Below are 18,897 nucleotides of genomic sequence, written 5' to 3' on the forward strand. Positions count from 1 at the left end.
GTCTCTCCTTAAGCTTTCAAGGCATTCTCAAGGTCTTGAATCAAATCTTGAACATCCTCAATTCCGATTGAGAGACGAAGAAGGTCGTCTGTGAGACCGTATGAAGCACGAACATCTGATGGAATATCGGCATGCGTTTGTGTTGTTGGATAGGTAATGAGACTTTCAACACCTCCCAAACTCTCTGCAAAGGTAAAGATTTCTAGGGTATTAATAATTGCTGGAATTTTACTTTGATCAGCTACTTTAAAGGAAATCATCCCTCCTTTACCAGTATAGAGGACTTCTTTGACCGCTGATGAACTCTCAAGGAAAGCTGCAACTGCTCTAGCATTTTCAGTTGATTTATCCATGCGAAGTTTGAGGGTCTTCAAACCACGCATTAACATATAAGAATCAAATGGTGATAATGTTGGACCTGTTGTGTTGAGATTGTAGAAGAGTTTTTCATAAGTTTCCTGATCATTAGTCACAACAACACCTGCCAATACATCGTTATGCCCAGCTAGGTATTTCGTTGCTGAATGGACGACAATATCAGCACCTTCTGCGATTGGGTTTTGATAGATAGGGCTATAGAAGGTATTATCCACAATTAACTTAGCTCCCTTAGCGTGAACTAGCTCTGCAATTTTAGCGATATCAAACTCAATCATCAATGGATTTGTCGGTGTCTCAACATAAACAACATCTGTATCGTCAGAAATAGCTTCAAGTAATTCTGCTTCGGTATTTTTGTAGGTAAATTGGAAGCGTCCTTGTTTTTCTTGATCATTGAACCAACGGAAAGAGCCTCCATAAAGGTCTCGGACTGCTACAATTTTACTACCTACTGGAAAAATCTCAAAAGCTAAAACAATAGCTGACATGCCTGAGCTGGTAGCAATCGCGTAATCCGCTTTTTCAATCGCTGCCAAGGTTTTTTCCAAAGTCGCGCGTGTAGGATTTTTCGTACGAGTGTAGTCAAATCCTGTTGATTTTCCAAACTCTGGATGTTGGTAAGTTGTTGAAAAATGAATCGGAGCTGCAAGAGCTCCAGTAGCTTCATCTGAGTTAATACCTGCATGTGCAAGAAGCGTTTCTATTCCAAGTTCTTTTGACATATGACTTCTCCTTTTATTCTGTAACTATGAAAGACCTCACACTATTAGTTTTTGTCGTTTTGTAACTGCACAGACTAGCGTCACATACCACTAATCCCAAGTCACTAAAACAGCGGGTGTTATCATAGAGCATTGTAATATTAGTTGGGGGTTTCAATCAAAGTGCCAATCTACTTGACTCACATACGATTAAAACTAGCATTTCCCTTTAACTAACGTTTACTACTTATAGTTATCTATTTTATCACTATTTTAAAGACCTGAACGATTCTTCTTTATACAAATAATCAATAATTAGTTATAGGTTTTAGTTATACCCTTGCCATCATCAAAAAAACTGTATCGAAAAGCCATTCTAAATACTCTTCAATACAGAATCTTTATTATTTAAAAGGAGTGAGTCGGAATTTTCTACGCAAGCTATCAGCACGCGCTCCAATCAAATCATCTGCGGTTCTTGTCATCAAAGCTAGATAACCATAGACAAAAACACCTAAACTACCAACAATAACTAAGAAGATGATACTTCCAATCCTTGTCGAAGGAGACATCACGAGGGACAATACCCAAGTTGCCATAGCAACAACAACTCCCATAACCAATGTCATCAAGGTATAAAGTAAGGATGATTTAAAAAGACGTTTTCGATTAAAGTGTGTAACCTCCTGAATGCGACGGAACATCAAAACGATAGGAACTGCTAAACCAATCGCTGTTGTTAATAAAGGACCGTAGGCATGGAAAAAGTAAATAAATGGCATTTGCAAAACAACCTTAATCACCAAGCCATAGATAAAGTAGGTGATTGCTTTGCGATTTTCAAAAAGAGCCTGAAGCATAGGAGCCAACATACTGTAGAAAGCCAAGAAAAGAACCTGTAAGAGTGCCCCTACAAATAGCCATAAGGCTACCTTACTCGGAGCTCCGTAAAATAGAGTGTAAAGAGGGGCTGCTAAGACCAAAGACCCCATCAAAGCCGGCAAGAGCACCATGGTCAACATATTAAGATTATTAATCACTAAACGTGCCGCTGCTCTTTGGTCACGGTTGATAAAATTCTCTGTTAACAAAGGAATCCCTGCTCCACCGATAGCTGTCGCCAAAGAAATCAAAATCATGGTTACCTTATTAGGATTACTTGAAAAGTAAGCATAGATAATTTTCAATTCTTGATTAGACTGGGTCGTAAACATCTCCATCACGTTAATAAAAGAGAATTGATCGACAATCTGAAATAACTGAATGGCTGAACCAGTAATGATAAAGGGAATAGCCTCCTTAACAGTTTCAGTAATAATTGATTTGGTATCTACCGTTACAGTGTCTGGTTTCTTTCCAAGTATTTTGAAAAGCATCTTTTCTTTCCAGAGAAAGAAAACAAGCACTGCAAGACTAGCAATCATCCCAATAAAGGCAGCAAAGGTTGATTGTACCACTGCCTCTGTGTAGTTACCTGAACCTAACTTCATAATCATGAAAGCAGTTAACAACATCCAAATAACACGGATAACCTGCTCGGCAATTTGGCTCATTGCATAAGGTTTTAAGTTATTAAACCCTTGGAAAAATCCCCTCATGACAGACATAGCTGGAAAAATTAAGACTGCCCAGGCTAAACTTTTCATAACTGGAATCAGCTCAGAACCACCTCCACTAAGGTCTGATAAAACCGGAGCTCCTAAATACATGATAATCGCAAAGACAAACCCCAAAATCATCATGAAACTGAGAATTTTACGTAAGAGGTAATAGTTAGTCTCTTCTTGTCCTAGGGTATTGTATTTTGAAACTTGTTTGGCAATGGCAACAGGAATACCAGCAGTAGATATGAGAAGAAAAATCGCATAGATATTATATCCCATTCCAAAGAGAGCATTGGCCTCTTCACCGTGATTTCCCATCCAAGCATACCAAGGAATAATATAAAAGGCTCCCAGTAGGCGACTAATTAAATTCGATGCCGTCAACCAAGCTGTTCCACGTACCATCTGCTCTTGCTGAGAGAGCTTACTTTGTTTTTCTGACATATTCAATTCTTTCTATAATAAATTACCTTTAGATATTATAAACTTTTGCTTGTCACTTGTAAAACACCAGCATAAAGACTACAATAGAAAGCATGATTAGTATTGAACAAACATTACATATTTTAAAACAAGACAATAATTTCCGAGAAATCATTGATAATGGGCAATATCATTTTCATCAAAGTGGCGTGACTTTTGAAAACCTATCTTACGATAGCCGTCATGTTGATGGTAAGACGCTCTTTTTTGCTAAGGGAGCCGCTTTTAAACGTGACTACCTATTGTCAGCTATTGATAAGGGATTACTTTTCTATGTATCAGAGGTGGACTATGACGTTGCTATCCCCGTCATCATGGTTAGTGATATCAAAAAAGCAATGAGCTTGATTGCTATGGCTTTCCATGGTAACCCGCAAGAAAAGTTGAAACTGCTTGCTTTCACAGGAACAAAAGGAAAAACGACCGCAGCCTACTTTGCTTACAACATTCTGCGCCAAAGTCACAAACCAGCTATGCTTTCAACCATGAATACTACACTTGATGGTAAGACCTTTTTTAAATCTCAACTAACAACTCCTGAAAGTTTGGATCTCTTCCAAATGATGGCTGAGGCTGTTGATAACGGTATGAGCCATCTCATCATGGAAGTCTCTAGTCAAGCCTATCTCACCAAGCGTGTCTACGGTTTAACTTTTGACATTGGTGTTTTTCTCAATATTAGTCCTGACCACATCGGTCCTATCGAGCATCCTACTTTTGAGGACTACTTCTATCACAAGCGTCTATTGATTGATAATAGTAAGGTAGTAGTCATCAATAGTGATATGGATCACTTCGACCTCCTAAAAGAGCAGGTGCTAGATCGTCAGCAAGAACATGATTTCTACGGTTCTACATCTCTTAATGCTATCAGCAACTCAAAAGCCTTCGCCTTTGATCTTAGCGGAAAATTAGCTGGCCATTACGATATCCAGTTAATTGGCAGCTTTAACCAAGAAAATGCTGTCGCTGCTGGACTTGCCTGTCTGCGTTTAGGAGCGAGTCTAACAGATATTCAAACAGGGATTTCAGAAACATCTGTGCCAGGCCGCATGGAGGTCCTCACTCAGAAAAACGGAGCTAAGATTTTTGTAGATTATGCTCATAACGGCGATAGTCTGGAAAAATTGATTTCAGTCGTTGAAGAACATCAAAAAGGCAAGCTTGTTCTGGTTCTTGGCGCTCCAGGTAACAAAGGAGAAAGCCGCCGTGCTGACTTTGGTAACGTTATCAACAACTACCCTAACTTAGATATTATCTTAACAGCTGATGACCCTAACTTTGAAGAACCTGCTGACATCTGCCAAGAGATTGCTAGCCACATTACGCGCCCAGTCACTATTGTTATTGATCGCGAGGAGGCTATCAAATCAGCAAGCCAGCTCACTCAAACTGAAACAGATGCTATCATCATCGCAGGTAAGGGGGCAGATGCCTTCCAGATTGTCAAAGGTAAACGCGAAACCTATATTGGTGACCTCGAAGTCGCTAAACGATACCTCTAAGCAAACAATGCTATCTAAAACAGGATTGGTATAGATATATCTAAACTAAAAACCATCCCTTGATGACTATCTTGATACCAATCAGGATAAGATCATCAGGGGATGGTTATTGTTTTATCTGGTCCTAGAAAAGTGAAGCTAGTTTTAATACGATACTTTCTTTTTAAAACCTATCTTGTAGGCAGTGTAGTAACCTCCAGCCAATAAGCCTGAACCTCCTACAAGATTGCCCAACCAGACAAGGGATAGGTTGCTAAACAATTGCCCAAGACTAACACCACCAGCTAGATAACCTGCAAACAGGAAAAACATATTGGCAACCACATGTTGATAACCAACAATGATAAAACTAACGGCAATCAAAGAAGCTGTAACCACTTTACCCGTAATATCTTTAGCTGCCATCGCCATGTAAATACCTGAGCTCACCAAAAGGTTACAAGCAATAGCTGAAAAGAAGGTTGGCAGTGGTTGACCTAGCCTTCCTTGTGCGATAGCTATCGTCTTTGGTGTGTAGTCCCCAGTCAGTGTTCCTGAAAGAAAACCAAAGAAGTAAGCAATCACAATAGCTCCTACCAAGTTAGCCAGACTAACCAGAAAAAGATTAGTTCCCCACTGCTTCAAACTGATTTTACGATCAAAAAGTGCCATAGATAAACAAAACATATTTCCCGTTACCAAGTCGCCACCTAAAATAATCAAGGCTACCAAACCAAACGGAAAGGCCAGCCCTCCGATAAAACTCGATAGACTGCCAAATTCTTTTGGAAGTAATGCCATAACACGAATAACAGAGACACCTGCAAGTGCTATAAAGCTACTAGCAAATATGCCTAAAATAAAGGTAGTTAGGTAACTATTGTTAGCTTTCGCTTCTCCTGATTGAATCGCCTGATCCACAAGTTCTTTCGGTGTAAACATGGTCATCTCCTTTATTGTTCATTACTTGACAACATAGTAGTCATATCTATTAGTCTAACAGGAAATCACTCCCCTGCATAATTAGTTTTTGTTATCATCCGCTATAACTAACAGTTATGGTTCTTGGTAGTGATGGGTTATAAATAGCCTATCTCAGAGCCATTTTAGGCAATTTGATGATAGCAACCATTCTATTTAAGAATAATTATTGATTTTATTTCAAATCATTCTAAGTAAAAAAACTTTTTTAAAAGCCTTTATACAGGATTTTTTCTATGTTAAAATAATACAATATTTACATAAGAAAGGAGAGTTCTATGTCAGATATTCGTGCCCAAGAAATTGCGGTAGCCTACGACAAGCACGTGATTATTGATGATTTGACGGTGGAGATTCCGAGTCAGAAGATAACAACTATTATTGGTGCCAATGGTTGTGGGAAATCAACCCTTTTAAAGGCACTAACGCGTATCCAAGCCTTACAAAAAGGTCATATTTACATTGATGGGGAAGCCATTGCTAAATTGCCAACCAAAGAGATTGCTAAACGTATCGCTCTTCTGCCACAGGTCCTTGAGGCTACTGAAGGGATTACCGTCTACGAGCTCGTCTCTTATGGCCGTTTTCCTCATCAGCGCTACTTGGGTACGCTCAACCAAGAAGACCGTGATAAAATTCATTGGGCAATGGAGGTCACTAAGGTTACCGAGTTTGCCAATAGCGATGTTGATGCCTTATCAGGTGGTCAACGTCAGCGTGTTTGGATTGCAATGGCGCTAGCCCAAGATACAGACACCATATTCCTTGATGAGCCAACAACTTATCTGGATATGAACCATCAGCTTGAGGTTCTAGAATTGCTCCAAAAGCTCAATCGAGAATCTCAAAAGACCATTATTATGGTCCTACACGATCTCAATCTATCGGCACGTTTTTCGGATTATCTGATTGCTATGAAATCAGGCAGTATCCGGTATCAAGGTCCTGTGGAAGACGTTATGACCCCTGATGTTATCAGAGACATCTTCAAGATTGATGCCCAAATTACCACAGATCCGATCCATAACAGACCCATTTTGCTGACTTATCAGCTGATATCATAAATTTAGGAGACAAAACATGAAAAAGTTTTTAACAGCACTTCTTGCTATTTTAGCAGTTGTTACTCTTGCTGCATGTAGCAACTCATCATCAACTAGTTCCTCATCAGAAAAGACGATCCTTTCAAGCAAGCCAAAAATCGAAGGCTTTAGCTATTCAGGTGATATTCCTAAGAATCCAAAAAAAGTTGTTAACTTTGCCTATTCTTACACAGGCTACCTCCTTCAACTTGGCGTCAATGTGTCAAGCTATTCACTAGATCTTGAAAAAGATAGCCCTGCCTTTGGTGATAAATTGAAAGGGGCTAAAAAATTAGCGTCAAGCGATACCGAAGCTATCGCCGCAGAAGAACCTGATCTTATCATCGCTTTCTCAACTGACGAGAATATTGATAAATTAAAAGAAATAGCTCCAGTTCTTGAAATCACTTACGGCTCAAGTAACTATCTCGATATGATGACCAACCTCGGTAAAGTCTTCGGTAAAGAAGATGAAGCCAATAAATGGCTTTCAAACTGGAAAGAAAAAGTTGCTACCGCTAAAGAAACACTCAGCTCAATTTCTACCTCAACAACCTTTACTGTCATGGACCTCTATGACAAAAACATCTACCTCTACGGCAACAACTGGGGACGTGGCGGAGAATTAATCTACGATGCACTTGGTTACACTGCACCTTCTAAGGTTCAAAGTGATGTTTTCCCAACAGGTTACTTCGGCGTTTCACAAGAAGCTATCGCTGACTACGTCGGTGACTACGCTGTCCTTAACGTTAACAAGTCTACTAAAGAAGCTGCTGCTTCACTCACTGAGAGTGATGTTTGGAAAAATATGGCTGCTGTCAAAGCAGGACACGTCCTTGAAGTTGACTATAATCTTTTCTATTTCTCAGATCCAATGTCACTTGACAAGCAGCTAGATGCTTTCGTCTCAGCTGTTCAAAAAGCAAATAGCTAATCACAGAAAGTAAACACATGAACAAGAATTCTCTTGGTCAGAAGAATAAGCCAAATCAACTTTGGCTTGTTTTTTTCATTATTCTGGCTTTATTTATCAGCGGTTGGTATGTCGGACTTCGATTCGGTGCTATCGCTTACAGTAACGCTCAAGTTTGGCAGGTTATCAAACATCCACTGACCAACTCCAGCATTCAAGACGTTATTTTCGATTTACGATTTCCCCGTATCCTCGCGACACTTTTGGTCGGTGCTGCCATGGCACAGGCAGGATCTATTATGCAAGGGGTAACACGAAATCCTATCGCCGATCCTGGTCTTTTAGGGATCAATGCTGGCGCTGGCTTGGCTTTAATTATCGGCTATGCTATTTTTGGTAGCATGCACTACAGTTTCATCTTACTTGTCTGCCTTTTAGGGTCACTACTAGCAGCACTGCTAGTCTTTGGTTTATCCTACCAAGCTAAAAAAGGATACAATCAGCTGCGCCTCATTCTTGCTGGAGCTATTATTTCAACCCTCTTCTCTGCCATCGGTCAAGCTATTACACTCTATTTTGATCTATCTAAAACGATTATCGGTTGGCAAGCTGGAGGATTTGTGGAAATCAACTGGAATATGATTGGCATAATCGCTCCCTTCATCATCCTAGGGCTCCTTCTAGCCCAGCTATTTGCTCATCAACTGACAATCCTCAGTCTTAATGAAACCGTCGCAACAGCTCTAGGGCAAAAAACAGCCCTAATGACAATCGCTCTCCTTGCTATTGTTTTAGTTCTGTCTGCCTCATCTGTTGCTTTGGTTGGATCAATTTCCTTCATTGGTCTAATCATTCCCCACTTTATTCGCATGTTTGTCTCCAAAAACTACCGTACTCTTCTACCTATGACTGCCTTTACCGGGGCTACCTTCATGCTTTGGGTAGATATTATCTGTCGCACTATCAATCCTCCAAAAGAAACACCTATCAGCGCAGTTATCGCTATTGTTGGACTTCCTTGTTTTCTCTGGTTAGTTAGAAGGGGGAAAAATCTATGATGACCAAAAAGAAACTACTCATCTGCTTCGGTGTCTTAATAGCTATCCTAGTCTTGACTTTTCTAACCTCTCTATCTATTGGCTACGCTAATGCTTCCTTTAGCGATACTGTTGCTGTTTTTTTAGGAAATGGTAGCCAAGCCATGAATCTCATCATCTTCAAAATCAGACTGCCTCGTATCTTAGCAGCTACCTTAGGCGGTGCTTCTCTTGCTTTGTCTGGGATGCTCCTTCAAACCCTAACCAAAAACCCTCTAGCAGATTCTGGTATTCTGGGAATCAATACTGGTGCAGGCTTAGTCATTGCTATCATGATTGCCTTTCTAGATAGCTCGAGTATCAATATTATCTCCCTTATGCCTTTTATGGCTATGCTAGGAGGGATTGGAACCATTATGATTGTCTATCTGATGTCACGAAAGAAAAATCACGGCATCAGTCCAACTAGACTCATTATTACCGGTGTCGGTGTTTCCGCCATGTTATCAGGTGTTATGGTCTCTGTAATCAGTAAACTCAACGATAACAAAACTGATTACATCATCTCATGGTTAAGTGGAAAAATTACTGGTGACAATTGGACAGTTCTTGCTATTTTCACACCGCTACTATTTATCCTCTGGGGAATAACTTACACACGTAGCCAATCGCTCAACATCATGAATCTCAACGAGCAAACAGCTCTAGCCCTTGGACTTAATCTCCCAAAAGAACGCTTAATCTCGCTAATACTATCAACAGCCTTGGCTTCCTTATCAGTGGTTCTAGTTGGAAATATCACCTTTGTTGGCTTGGTAGCTGGACACGTCAGCCGACGATTAATGGGGAGTGACCATCGTATCAGCCTACCTGCTAGTATGCTGATTGGCATGCTCCTTCTCCTTCTCGCAGATACCATTGGCCGAGTTCTACTGGTTGGAACAGGGATTCCCACTGGACTGATTGTCTCAATCATCGGAGCTCCCTACTTCCTCTATCTCATGACTAAGGTAGAAGCTTAAGGGAAAAATCTTTGGATTAAACAAAAAAACTTCCGATTGGAAGTTTTTTTCTATGCTCTGAATAGTAAGTTCTCTTGGTCAAACGCCATACGAAGTTCATACTTGTCATTGCTATTTTTTTCAATATAGCCTAATATCTCAAGACTCTCTACAAAAATATCACGCCGTTTCTGCATGAGCTCTTCCTTTCGGCTGTACTTAAGAAGGAAGGTTGTCATGTATTTGAGGGCATATTCTGGATTGACATCACCTAAAACCTGATAGAGTTTGTCTTGTTCTCGAGACATAGGTTGGGCCGTTTTTAACTTATAAAAATAATTCGATAGAGTCAATTCATCTCGACTGATACTAGTCGTCTCTAAAATTCTTGCCACATTGGTCTGGTTAAGAGTCTCTGTCTCAAATCTCAGCGCCAGCAATTCTTCATAGATAGGCGACTCCGTATCGACGAAAATCATCTCCTCCAAAGAAACTTGACTAAGATCAGTTAGAAGAGGCAGGCTCAGATAATAGCGTTTGTCCTTACGCTCGATATAGCCAGCCTGTATGTAAGTTTCCAACTGACGATCCAAGTTCTTCACCTCGGGGAAATCCTTCTTAATCTGGCGCAGAATAATATCATCATGCTCAGTCATGTAGGCTATCAGCTCTTGGAAAAATGGCTGACGCGTTAATTTATCGGGATTAAAAATCTTTATCATAAACCATATTATAACACAAAAGAGACCACTACTGTCAGTTATCCTCAACAAGGATGTGACAGAGTGACCTCTTTTTATATTAGCTCTCTAAGGAGAAATAAACAATTTTTTCGGTAAAAATTAGAAAAAATTACTAGTCTCTTTTACGCTTCACAACAGGGATTGCAAGAAGAAGTAAACCAAGACCTGCTACTGACCAAAGGACATCAGACTTATCACCTGTGCTTGGAAGTGCTGATTTTGTTTGTGCTTTTGTTCCAGCAGACTGTCCACTTGTTGCTTGACCGACAGCTGAACCATTCGGTTTACCTTTATCAGATCCATTTCCAGAAGGAAGAACTGTAGTCGTACTTGTTGTCGTTTTAGTAGATTCTTCTGTCGTTGAAGTCGTCGTTGACTCTTCCGTTGTCGAAGTCGTTGGCTCCTCTGTTGAAGTTGTCGTTGACTCTTCCGTTGTCGAAGTTGTCGTTGGCTCCTCTGTCGTTGAAGTTGTCGTTGACTCCTCTGTTGTTGAGGTAGTCGTTGACTCCTCCGTTGTCGAAGTCGTCGTTGGCTCCTCTGTTGTCGGAGTTGTCGTTGACTCCTCTGTTGTAGAAGTCGTTGTTGACTCCTCTGTTGTAGAAGTCGTCGTTGACTCTTCCGTTGTCGAAGTCGTTGGCTCCTCTGTTGAAGTTGTCGTTGACTCTTCCGTTGTCGAAGTCGTCGTTGGCTCCTCTGTCGTTGAAGTTGTCGTTGACTCTTCCGTTGTCGGAGTCGTCGTTGACTCCTCTGTTGTTGAGGTAGTCGTTGACTCTTCCGTTGTCGAAGTCGTCGTTGACTCCTCCGTTGTCGAAGTCGTCGTTGGCTCCTCTGTTGTCGGAGTTGTCGTTGACTCCTCTGTTGTAGAAGTCGTTGTTGACTCCTCTGTTGTAGAAGTCGTCGTTGACTCTTCTGTTGTCGAAGTCGTCGTTGACTCTTCCGTTGTCACAGTCGTTGTTTCTTCGGTTGTTGAAGTCGTTGTTGATTCCTCTGTTGTCGAAGTCGTTGTTGACTCCTCTGTCGTTGTAGTCGTTGACTCTTCTGTTGTAGAAGTCATCGTTGACTCTTCCGTTGTCACAGTCGTTGTTGACTCCTCTGTCGTTGAAGTCGTGGTTGGATCTTCCGTTGTCGGAGTTGTCGTTGGCTCCTCTGTTGTCGGAGTCGTCGTTGGCTCTTCTGTCGTAGAAGTTGTCGTTGACTCTTCTGTTGTCAGAGTCGTCGTTGGCTCTTCTGTCGTAGAAGTTGTTGTTGACTCCTCTGTTGTCGAAGTTGTTGTTGACTCCTCTGTCGTAGAAGTTGTCGTTGACTCTTCTGTTGTTGAGGTCGTCGTTGACTCCTCCGTTGTCGAAGTTGTCGTTGGCTCTTCTGTTGTCGAAGTCGTCGTTGACTCCTCCGTTGTCGAAGTCGTCGTTGACTCCTCTGTTGTCGAAGTTGTCGTTGGCTCTTCTGTTGTCGAAGTCGTCGTTGACTCCTCTGTTGTCGAAGTCGTCGTTGACTCTTCTGTTGTCAAAGTTGTCGTTGACTCTTCTGTTGTTGAGGTAGTCGTTGGCTCCTCTGTCGTAGAAGTCGTTGTTGACTCTTCCGTTGTTGAAGTCGTTGTAGTCGTTGTTTGAGGATTATAAGTATTTGTAATTGTTGTTCCTGATGTTGGTGCCCCCACAGATGCAACATACTGATCATCCTCGAGCGTTACATTGACAAAATATTTCAAACTTTGATCAGAGTAAGTGTAGTCCTCATCAGTTCCTGCAATCTCACGAACAATGTAAGAATATAGCCCTGCTTTTTGGTAAGTAATCGGATCAAATTGAATGCTTCCATTTGCAGTATTTCTTGTTGTCGAAACAAGTGTTTCATTTCCTGATGAATCAACTTGGTACAAACCAAATTCAAACTGACCATCTTCAAGGTCGACTGTCTGCCCACTTGTATCCTGAACTTGCTTTTGCGCTTCAATTACAGCAGAAGTTGATTTATTTCCCCAGGCAATTCCCCAAGATGAGAAATCATAAGAAACTGTCTTCGTAATTGAACGATCAGGGATATTTGAACCAGAAATTGTCAATTGATTTGATAAATTTCCAGTGACTGCACTCGTATCAGTGATACGAGTACTATATTGAATAATGTAAGCTGGTGAGTACTCTGGTGAGCTTCCTCCTCCATATACATTATTGTACGGACTGCTATCGCCACGCATTTGGTCAAAAACAAAACTAAATGACTGTGCACCCTCTCCAGATGATAATGTCTGTCCAGATGCATCTGTGTAAGTCACATATGAACTGAGATTATTTGTGACAGATCCAGCGCGCGCCTCTGCCTCGCTAGCATAGCCACCTGATTTATAAGCAAGCTGTACTAGACGTACATTACCTGTAAGGGTTTGGCCGCTTCCAAGAGTATCCTGAATAACTAGGTTTCTGATGATATCTTGGCTCGAATCCACCACAACAAACCAGTTAATCAAGGTTGGATCTGAGCTACTTACATAACCATATTTAAAGGTATAGTTGTCAATAGCACCGTCTCCTGAACCAGCATAATCATAGCTCAATTCATTTGAAACAGGATATTCAAATGTAATTGTCGCTTCTTTAGGATTTTCATCCTGAACTTGCTTACTAGCAATAACATTCAAACCGATATTGAGCCCCTTATCAAGAGAATTTTCTTTGAAATAAGTTTCGCCCTCGTCAGAGAATGTAATCCTAATTGTTGAATCACTTGCAGAAGTTGTGTAAGAACCAACAGCTTTTCCAGCCACCGTCACCAATTGATTCGTTAACGATGTTGGAAAGGCTAGCTCTGCAGGCAATTGTAAATCTATCGTATCACCACTTGAAATAGTCTGTTCATTTGGGAGTGACAGGGTCACATCAAGTGACATAGTCTCTCCACTAGATACTTGACCATTTGAAGTCAGTGTTGCTCCAGTTACCGTAAAAGTTGTAATCTCAGTTGCCTGAACTAATTTGATCCCCTTAAACAGGACTCCAAAAACGCCTAACAAGATTACACCTAAGGTAAGGATTGAAAAAATCTTCTTCCTAAACGTCATCTTTTTCTCTCTTTTTCTTTTTTACCATCCTTTCTAATTTTCACCACCTTTATTATACAACATTAGCTCACCTGTCCACAATAAGTTGTGCAACAATTTTTAAAATTTAATTTATTTTTTATTTATAAGAAAATAATGATTAAATAAAAACAATTACATTCAATTAATAACAATTAGAAAAAAGAGGTCAAAACAAACGTTTTGAACCTCTTCTTTTATAAAAATTAAGCATTGAAGCTTTCTGTCAATTGTGGCACAACTTGTTTTTTACGTGACACAGCACCTTCAAGGAAGGCATGGTTGTTATCAAGTTTAAAGTTGAAGGCTGCTTCTACTTTATCCATGTTGCTTCCGATTGCCAAGATTTCTGAGTTTGAGTTAAGAATATCAGTAATCATAAGAACAAAGTCTGAGTATCCGTTAGCTTGGCTGCTTGCTTCAATTGCTGCTTCGATTTCCTCTTGACGTGCAAGAACATCGTTGATATCAACTGTATTAACTTGTGCAACACGAACATTGTTTCCATTGAGTTCGAATGTTTTAGCATCAATATCAATCAATTCTTCTGCTGACTTGCTTGCAAGGTTTGTACCAGCTTTCAACAGCTCCAAACCATACTCTTCTAAATCAACACCAGCAAGCTCTGCCAATTCTTTAGCTACTTGTGAATCAGTTGCGTGAGTTGTTGGTGATTTAAGAAGCAAAGTATCTGAGATCAAACCTGAAAGCATAAGACCTGCGATTTCTTTAGGAACTTCGACACCATTTTCTTTATACATACGGTAAACGATTGAGCTTGCAGAACCAACTGGCTCAAGACGCATGAAAAGTGGGTTTGCTGTTTCAAAGTTAGCAACACGGTGGTGGTCAACAACACCCATCACTTCAACTTCTTTGATATCTGAAATTGATTGTTGGAATTCGTTGTGGTCTGTCAAGATAACTGTATCAACACCTTCAGCCTTAGCTGATGTAACAACACGCGGTGCTTCAACACCAAAATAGTTAAGCGCAAAAGCAGTTTCTTCGTTTGGCTCACCTAGTGCAACCACCTCTGCATCAAGACCATGTGCTTGACGAGCAAGGTAAGCATAAGCGTATGATGATCCGATAGCATCTGAATCAGGATTTTGGTGACCAAAAACAAAAACTTTAGACATGTTTTTTATACCTCTGAAATTATATTTTTCTTAATTATAACATAAATTAGGTCAACTTGAAACGATTTCAAAGTCAGATTCATACAAAAAGACCAGCTAAAATCAGCTAGTCTTTACTTCTTATTAACCTAGTTCAGTTACGTATTGATAGGCTTGTATTCCAGCTACTGCTCCGTCACCGACAGCAGTTGTCACTTGGCGTAGTTTCTTCTGACGAACATCTCCAATAGCAAAAATACCAGGAATGCTAGTCTTCATCTGGTCATCTGTAATAACCCAACCAGCTTCGTCTGTAATACCAAGGTCTTTGATAAAATCTGATACTGGATCAAGTCCGACATAGACAAATACGCCACCAAATTCATGATTAGTTACTTGACCAGTCTTAACATTTTCAATGTCAACACTTGTTACCTTAATGTCATTACCTTTGATTTCTTTAACGACAGAATCCCAGATAAAGTTAACTTTTTCATTTGCAAAAGCACGGTCCTGTAAGACTTTCTGCGCACGCAATTGGTCACGACGGTGGACAATCGTTACTGAGTTAGCAAAACGTGTCAAGAAGAGGCCTTCTTCAACCGCAGAGTCACCACCGCCAACAACAAGAAGATCTTGACCACGGAAAAAGGCACCATCACAAACGGCACAGTAAGAAACTCCACGGCTTGTGTACTCTTCCTCACCTGCAACACCTACTGGACGGTGCTTAGCACCAGTCGCAATAATAACAGTCTTAGTTTCATAAGACTCATCGTCAGTCTTAACGACTTTGTAGTCTCCCTTGTCTTCGATACCAGTTACGATACCGTAAAGATTTTCAACGCCAAGTTTTTCAAGCGGTTCATACATCTTCATTGACAATTCTGGACCTGAGATCAATTCATAACCTGGGTAGTTTTCAATATCTGATGTATTGTTCATCTGTCCACCAGGGGCACCCTGCTCAAGCGTAGCAACTTTCAAATTTGAACGTGCGGCATAAAGCGCTGCTGTCATACCTGCAGGGCCAGCTCCAATAATAATTGTATCGTACATAGCTTATCTCCTTTGTTTCGTTTCTATGTGGTAATTGTACCAATTGGTACAGGTATTTGCAATCAATCTGCTCAAACTAGTTTGAACGAATCATCAAAATAATAGCCATAAAGGCAAAAGACAAGATTGGAATAGAAACCATGGCCATCATCAGTGCATCATAGAGTGCTGCCTGACGTTCTCTGACTGTTTTATCTAACTTACGACTTGCTCTAAAAAAGAGCCAACCAGCTAGAAAAAGGGTCACAACCAAGATGGAAACCATCAATCCTTGAATATAAAATGAAAAAATATCTAATAACATGTTACAAACCTATCGCAAACTATTTTTTGAAAAGATTAACTCAATAAATTGAAAAACTTCTGTAAAAGCTTTAGCTTAACCTTTTCTTTTTGAATTTCTTATCTTTCAAGATGACAGAACATAACAGAAAAGTTGAGCATCTTGCCCAACTCTTTTGTTCTTGTTTCATTTCTAAAGACAAGACTGAGGTAGACTTTAGAAATCTAAGACGGTGTCTTGATTTCGATCCCCTTCATTATATCAAATATAGGTCTTGTTGTAACTAGCAAAGAACTCTTTGGTTCTTTCTTCCTTTGGATGTTTAAAGACTTCCTCTGGTGTTCCTTGCTCAAGGATATGTCCTTTTTCAAGGAAGAGAACCTTATCAGCAACCTGATAGACAAAGTTCATATCATGACTAACCAAAATCATAGTTTGTCCTGACTTAGCGGCGTCAGCGATTGATTTTTCAACCTCACCAACCAACTCAGGGTCAAGGGCAGATGTTGGCTCATCAAGAAGAAGCACATCAGGTTTCATAGCCAAGGCACGCGCAAGAGCGACACGCTGTTTCTGACCACCTGAAAGATGGCGTGGATAATGGAATTGACGATCTGACAATCCAACCTTAGCTAGCTCTTCTTTAGCAATTTTAGTGGCTTCAGCATCAGATAGTTTCTTAACAATCTTTAGACCTTCTTTAACGTTATCTAAAGCTGTACGACGTTCAAAAAGATTGAATTGTTGAAAAACCATTGCTAGTTTTCGACGTAAGGTCAAAATATCTTCTTTGGAGATATTGGTAAAGTCAACCTTAAAATCATCAATTTCAATAGTTCCAGCATCTGCAGTCTCAAGGTAGTTCAAGCTACGTAAAATAGTTGATTTACCAGCTCCAGAAGCACCAACTAGAGCAATAACTTCACCTTTGTTGATGTCAATATCGATTCCATCAAGTACTTTTTGACCAGAAAATTCTTTTGTTAAATTACTAATTTTAATCATTAACGAACGCCTCCTGGGATTTCATTTGTAATGTTTTCTGGTGAGTTAATTTCCATACGACGTTCCATGAAGCGTCCAAGATTTTCAATAATAATACTGATAATCCAGTAAACAATCGCTACAGAAATATAACGTTCGAAATAGCGGTAATCAGAACCACCCAAAATTTGAGCCTGAGCATACATTTCAACAATACCAGCATTGAAGGCAAGTGATGTTCCCTTAGTCAAACCAATCAAAGAGTTAATCAAGGTTGGCACTGCGATCACTGCTGCATTTGGAATAATAACACGACGGTAAACTTGTAACGATGTCATCCCTAGACTGCGAGCTGCTTCAATCTCACCTGGATCAACTGCTTGAATAGCTGCACGAATGGTCTCACTTGTGTAAGCCGCTTCATTAAACGCAAAGGCTGTGATAGCAAAGATAGAAGCTGGAATCGCATTGATATTCCAATCTAAACCATATTTAGAATTGAGGTATTTCAAAAAGAGTGGGATACCATAGTAGGTCAACATCAGTTGAACCAAGATTGGTGTTCCGCGTAAAAAGCTGACAAAAACCGCTTGAATAGGGTATAAAACCTTAACACGATTAATTTTAACGACAGCAAATAGTAAGGCTAACAACAGTCCGAAGATAGCACCACCTAGTGTTAAACCGAGTGTCTCTGGCAAACGATCCAAAATAGCTGGGATAGCATCAAAGACTGATTTCCAACTGAATAAACGTCCATCTGGAACCATATCCACAAATGACTGGTACCAAGAAGCCGTAGCAAATGTTATAGAAGTCATAAAAGAGTTCCTTTTTCTTGTATTTTATCTTCCTATTCTATCATTACTAATCTAATCAGTAAAATAGATAGTTTTTATCAAATTGATAGGAAAAAACTATCACTCAATCTAACTACAAAAAGAGAGTGACTCAAATGATTAACATTACCCAAGATCTCACTCTCCTTTAATGAATAGACTTAGTTTAGATTTGAAGCGAAATCTCCACCGAAATAAGTTGTTGATAAATCTGAAAGAGTACCATCCTCTTTGAGTTCCTTAATGCGTTTATCAACAAAACGCTTCAACTCTTTTCCTTCCTTGGTTTTAGCAAAAAGTAAATATTCTAAACCATCTTTTTCACTACCAATATCTGTTTTTAGCTGAGTGACAGTGAGATCGAAACCTTGATCTTTGACAATATACTGTGAAGAAATAGCATCATACAGAATAAAGTCAATACTTCCGTTTTCAATATGCTGAACACGTGTTGTCAGTGCTGTTCCTGCTGCAGCATAATTTATCTGAATAGGTTCTTTATCAGGATTAGCCTTGTTCCAATTTTCCAAAATCTGGGCATAATTTGATCCAGCTAAGGCTTCTGTTTTTTTGCCAGACAGTTGATCTAAACTGTCGTAACTTGTCCCAGATTTACTGGTTACAGCATAATTGGATTTTGAGATAGGATCTGAGAAGAGATATTTTTCAGCACGCTCTTGGTTGTAGTTGAAGTCGTTCGCTGCGATTTGATATCGATCTGCATCAACACCTGTCAATATAGAATCAAATGCAGTCGTGATAAAGGAAATCTCATATTTATCCGAATCCTTAAAAATGGCCTTTAAAACGTCTATATCATAACCTTTAAACTGTCCATCCTTTTTAAAGGTAAATGGTGCCGTATCTGAGTCCGTGGCAATAGTAATCTTTGTTCGACTAGATTCTGATTGCGATTGAGATGAGCAAGCTACTAAAAAGCAAGTAGCCAGAGTGATTAAAATGGCAAAAGTGCCTAACTTTTTTTTCATAATAAAATCCTTCATTAATAGTTAACTGTCATATTTTAACAAAAACATACTAAGATTAGTAGTGAGGAAATCTCTGACGGGAGAGAGTACTCACTACTTTTTCTTTGTGTTAAAGTAGAGGTGTCCTGTTAAG

At 39.9% G+C, this 18,897-nt stretch carries 16 protein-coding genes; 5 read left to right on the top strand and 11 right to left on the bottom strand.

The window, feature by feature from the left end; genetic code table 11:
• Positions 1-8 precede the first annotated feature (8 nt).
• Positions 9-1,103, bottom strand: a complete 1,095-nt coding sequence (locus JOC31_RS05130; protein WP_205017092.1) for a cystathionine gamma-synthase — start codon at positions 1,101-1,103, stop codon at positions 9-11.
• A 383-nt stretch (positions 1,104-1,486) separates the two neighbouring features.
• The gene (locus JOC31_RS05135; RefSeq protein ID WP_205017093.1) at positions 1,487-3,130 is read right to left on the bottom strand and encodes a putative polysaccharide biosynthesis protein; all 1,644 of its coding nucleotides are present in this window, start codon (positions 3,128-3,130) and stop codon (positions 1,487-1,489) included.
• Between the two features lie 92 nt (positions 3,131-3,222).
• Here JOC31_RS05135 and JOC31_RS05140 point away from each other — a divergent pair, with 92 nt between their 5' ends.
• Positions 3,223-4,674: a UDP-N-acetylmuramoyl-L-alanyl-D-glutamate--L-lysine ligase gene (locus tag JOC31_RS05140; protein ID WP_205017094.1), complete on the top strand. Its 1,452-nt coding sequence runs from the start codon at positions 3,223-3,225 to the stop codon at positions 4,672-4,674.
• Between the two features lie 144 nt (positions 4,675-4,818).
• On the opposite strand, the gene JOC31_RS05145 is transcribed toward JOC31_RS05140, so the two are convergent.
• Entirely contained in the window at positions 4,819-5,595 is a 777-nt protein-coding gene (locus JOC31_RS05145; protein ID WP_205017095.1) for a formate/nitrite transporter family protein, read from the bottom strand.
• A gap of 317 nt (positions 5,596-5,912) precedes the next feature.
• On the opposite strand from JOC31_RS05145, the gene JOC31_RS05150 reads away from it, so the two are divergent.
• The 4 genes from JOC31_RS05150 to JOC31_RS05165 are packed head-to-tail and all read left to right on the top strand — an operon-like array spanning position 5,913 to position 9,691.
• Positions 5,913-6,698 carry an ABC transporter ATP-binding protein gene (locus tag JOC31_RS05150; RefSeq protein ID WP_205017096.1) on the top strand — a complete coding sequence of 262 codons (786 nt, stop codon included), beginning with the start codon at positions 5,913-5,915 and terminating at the stop codon, positions 6,696-6,698.
• 16 nt (positions 6,699-6,714) lie between these two features.
• Positions 6,715-7,653: an ABC transporter substrate-binding protein gene (locus tag JOC31_RS05155; RefSeq protein WP_205017097.1), complete on the top strand. Its 939-nt coding sequence runs from the start codon at positions 6,715-6,717 to the stop codon at positions 7,651-7,653.
• A 17-nt stretch (positions 7,654-7,670) separates the two neighbouring features.
• The gene (locus JOC31_RS05160; RefSeq protein ID WP_205017098.1) at positions 7,671-8,690 is read left to right on the top strand and encodes a FecCD family ABC transporter permease; all 1,020 of its coding nucleotides are present in this window, start codon (positions 7,671-7,673) and stop codon (positions 8,688-8,690) included.
• Positions 8,687-9,691, top strand: a complete 1,005-nt coding sequence (locus JOC31_RS05165) for a FecCD family ABC transporter permease (RefSeq protein WP_205017099.1) — start codon at positions 8,687-8,689, stop codon at positions 9,689-9,691. Before JOC31_RS05160 ends, JOC31_RS05165 begins: the two co-directional genes overlap by 4 nt.
• A 50-nt stretch (positions 9,692-9,741) precedes the next feature.
• On the opposite strand, the gene JOC31_RS05170 is transcribed toward JOC31_RS05165, so the two are convergent.
• The 8 genes from JOC31_RS05170 to JOC31_RS05205 form a co-directional block, all read right to left on the bottom strand.
• Positions 9,742-10,392 carry a DUF1803 domain-containing protein gene (locus JOC31_RS05170; protein WP_205017100.1) on the bottom strand — a complete coding sequence of 217 codons (651 nt, stop codon included), beginning with the start codon at positions 10,390-10,392 and terminating at the stop codon, positions 9,742-9,744.
• Between the two features lie 133 nt (positions 10,393-10,525).
• The gene (locus JOC31_RS09880; RefSeq protein ID WP_239551659.1) at positions 10,526-13,471 is read right to left on the bottom strand and encodes an LPXTG cell wall anchor domain-containing protein; all 2,946 of its coding nucleotides are present in this window, start codon (positions 13,469-13,471) and stop codon (positions 10,526-10,528) included.
• A gap of 224 nt (positions 13,472-13,695) precedes the next feature.
• Positions 13,696-14,631, bottom strand: a complete 936-nt coding sequence (locus JOC31_RS05180; RefSeq protein ID WP_205017101.1) for a manganese-dependent inorganic pyrophosphatase — start codon at positions 14,629-14,631, stop codon at positions 13,696-13,698.
• Between the two features lie 123 nt (positions 14,632-14,754).
• Entirely contained in the window at positions 14,755-15,669 is a 915-nt protein-coding gene (gene trxB / locus JOC31_RS05185) for a thioredoxin-disulfide reductase (RefSeq protein ID WP_205017102.1), read from the bottom strand.
• A gap of 76 nt (positions 15,670-15,745) precedes the next feature.
• Positions 15,746-15,973 carry a DUF4059 family protein gene (locus tag JOC31_RS05190; RefSeq protein WP_205009250.1) on the bottom strand — a complete coding sequence of 76 codons (228 nt, stop codon included), beginning with the start codon at positions 15,971-15,973 and terminating at the stop codon, positions 15,746-15,748.
• A 240-nt stretch (positions 15,974-16,213) separates the two neighbouring features.
• Entirely contained in the window at positions 16,214-16,957 is a 744-nt protein-coding gene (locus JOC31_RS05195) for an amino acid ABC transporter ATP-binding protein (protein ID WP_205017103.1), read from the bottom strand.
• Positions 16,957-17,757 (bottom strand): amino acid ABC transporter permease, encoded by an 801-nt coding sequence (locus JOC31_RS05200; RefSeq protein ID WP_205017104.1) that lies wholly within the window; start codon positions 17,755-17,757, stop codon positions 16,957-16,959. Before JOC31_RS05200 ends, JOC31_RS05195 begins: the two co-directional genes overlap by 1 nt.
• Positions 17,758-17,936: 179 nt before the next feature.
• A complete protein-coding gene (locus JOC31_RS05205) occupies positions 17,937-18,764 on the bottom strand; it encodes a transporter substrate-binding domain-containing protein (RefSeq protein ID WP_205017105.1) in 828 nt (275 codons plus the stop codon).
• Between the last annotated feature and the right edge of the window lie 133 nt (positions 18,765-18,897).

The sequence above is a fragment of the Streptococcus saliviloxodontae genome (assembly GCF_016908655.1).
Classification (GTDB): Bacteria; Bacillota; Bacilli; order Lactobacillales; family Streptococcaceae; genus Streptococcus; species Streptococcus saliviloxodontae.

What these genes read in the sequence shown, in the direction of transcription:
- JOC31_RS05140 (WP_205017094.1), top strand. Translation starts at nt 3,223, where the DNA reads ATGATTAGTATTGAACAAACATTACATATTTTAAAACAAGACAATAAT.
- JOC31_RS05170 (WP_205017100.1), bottom strand. Translation starts at nt 10,392, where the DNA reads ATGATAAAGATTTTTAATCCCGATAAATTAACGCGTCAGCCATTTTTC.
- JOC31_RS09880 (WP_239551659.1), bottom strand. Translation starts at nt 13,471, where the DNA reads ATGACGTTTAGGAAGAAGATTTTTTCAATCCTTACCTTAGGTGTAATC.
- JOC31_RS05155 (WP_205017097.1), top strand. Translation starts at nt 6,715, where the DNA reads ATGAAAAAGTTTTTAACAGCACTTCTTGCTATTTTAGCAGTTGTTACT.
- JOC31_RS05190 (WP_205009250.1), bottom strand. Translation starts at nt 15,973, where the DNA reads ATGTTATTAGATATTTTTTCATTTTATATTCAAGGATTGATGGTTTCC.
- JOC31_RS05205 (WP_205017105.1), bottom strand. Translation starts at nt 18,764, where the DNA reads ATGAAAAAAAAGTTAGGCACTTTTGCCATTTTAATCACTCTGGCTACT.
- JOC31_RS05165 (WP_205017099.1), top strand. Translation starts at nt 8,687, where the DNA reads ATGATGACCAAAAAGAAACTACTCATCTGCTTCGGTGTCTTAATAGCT.
- JOC31_RS05150 (WP_205017096.1), top strand. Translation starts at nt 5,913, where the DNA reads ATGTCAGATATTCGTGCCCAAGAAATTGCGGTAGCCTACGACAAGCAC.
- JOC31_RS05135 (WP_205017093.1), bottom strand. Translation starts at nt 3,130, where the DNA reads ATGTCAGAAAAACAAAGTAAGCTCTCTCAGCAAGAGCAGATGGTACGT.
- JOC31_RS05160 (WP_205017098.1), top strand. Translation starts at nt 7,671, where the DNA reads ATGAACAAGAATTCTCTTGGTCAGAAGAATAAGCCAAATCAACTTTGG.
- JOC31_RS05180 (WP_205017101.1), bottom strand. Translation starts at nt 14,631, where the DNA reads ATGTCTAAAGTTTTTGTTTTTGGTCACCAAAATCCTGATTCAGATGCT.
- JOC31_RS05145 (WP_205017095.1), bottom strand. Translation starts at nt 5,595, where the DNA reads ATGTTTACACCGAAAGAACTTGTGGATCAGGCGATTCAATCAGGAGAA.
- JOC31_RS05130 (WP_205017092.1), bottom strand. Translation starts at nt 1,103, where the DNA reads ATGTCAAAAGAACTTGGAATAGAAACGCTTCTTGCACATGCAGGTATT.
- JOC31_RS05195 (WP_205017103.1), bottom strand. Translation starts at nt 16,957, where the DNA reads ATGATTAAAATTAGTAATTTAACAAAAGAATTTTCTGGTCAAAAAGTA.
- JOC31_RS05200 (WP_205017104.1), bottom strand. Translation starts at nt 17,757, where the DNA reads ATGACTTCTATAACATTTGCTACGGCTTCTTGGTACCAGTCATTTGTG.
- trxB (WP_205017102.1), bottom strand. Translation starts at nt 15,669, where the DNA reads ATGTACGATACAATTATTATTGGAGCTGGCCCTGCAGGTATGACAGCA.